Below are 1,358 nucleotides of genomic sequence, written 5' to 3'. Positions count from 1 at the left end.
GCCTATGATATTGCCTCTCATCAAGGCTTGCGCGAAGCGAAGCGGATATACATGTCAATCAGCTATTCAAACAGTTGGTTGCTAAGCGCCAAGGGAAGTTTTGAGCGCATCCCGGTGCTGAAATACATACTCAATATTGATTTTTACATGCTGTCTGAAAATCTGCTCAGGGAGGGAATTACCAATGTCGTTATCGAAAATGAACGGAAAAATGCGACGCTGGTAGGGTATCAACGGTACACGCCCGTGGTGGACAGCAAATTTTATTCTATGTACGTGATTGGCGATTATGGTTTTATCGTTATKAAGGAAGTGCCCTCTTCTGGAGAGGATAAGTGGTAAGCCGGGTTAACCATTCGAGTACCCGCACTCTCCAGAACACGTGCTGGATACTGCTGATTATTCTCGTGGCGGCAGGGGTGCGTTTTTACGCCTTGAGCAAACCCGCTGTCTGGGCCGATGAAGGCTTTACCTTGCTGTTGAGTTCATATTCACCCTCCCAAATCCTGTTCCATACGGCCCGGGATGTGCACCCGCCGCTGTATTATCTGGTGTTGCATGAATGGATGAATGTGTTCGGAAATGGCGTTTTTGCTGCCCGAAGCCTGAGCGCGCTGGCGGACGTCGCAAGCGTCGGGCTGGGCATCTGGCTGGTTCGTCTGGTCAGTACGCGACGGGCGGCGATGCTGGCCGGAACCATGTTGGCGTTACTACCCATAGCGGTACGCTACAGTCAGGAAGTTCGCATGTATGCGTTGCTTGCGCTGTTAATGGTTAGCGCAACAATTGCTTTTGTCTACTGGGTAAAAGGTACAGGCAGTCATTGGCCGCTTGCCGTCTATGCGTTGCTGATGCTGGCAGGACTTTATACTCACTATTTTGCCGCTGTGTGCATGGCATCACACTGGGCCTGGCTTTTGGTATTGAGGTGTCAGAGCAAGTTGTTAGCGCCTGCATGGTGGCTGGCCAATGGAACGGTCGTTTTACTGTTCATGCCCTGGGTGCCGAGCCTGATGAACCAGTTAAGGTTTTCCGGCTTTAACTGGATAGCGCCGCTGGATGTTCCTACGGTGGTTTCAGCGTTCTGGCAGTTTGTGAGTTATAGCGATGGGCCAAAAGAGTCAATCTGGCTATTCTACAGTGTGCCGTTATTGATGTTGCTGGTGTCGGCAGTCATTGTCATGCGGGACACGAGTGAGAAAAAACTCAGCACGCTGCTCGTCATGTATACCTGGTTTCCGTTGGTATTGATTGCAGGGGTCTCACTGGTTCGGCCACTGTTTATTTACCGTTATTTTGTGTTTGCTGCGCTGGGCTTTCCGATGATTCTGGCAATGGCACTGGATGCACTGTGGGGG

Annotated in this window: 1 protein-coding gene and 1 pseudogene; both read left to right on the top strand. The window is 50.9% G+C overall.

Going from position 1 to position 1,358, the window contains the following annotated elements:
- Nucleotides 1-342, top strand: a pseudogene (locus tag AC1DH9_RS29245) (glucosyltransferase domain-containing protein); the annotation flags it as partial.
- Nucleotides 343-419: 77 nt separating this feature from the next.
- A partial coding sequence (locus tag AC1DH9_RS29240; RefSeq protein WP_477809346.1) for a glycosyltransferase family 39 protein occupies nt 420-1,358 on the top strand: 939 nt, incomplete at its 3' end.

Source organism: Pseudomonas sp. 05T35, from assembly GCF_056396605.1.
The sequence above is the reverse complement of the archived record's forward strand: the minus strand, read 5'-3'. Positions and strand labels throughout refer to the sequence as shown.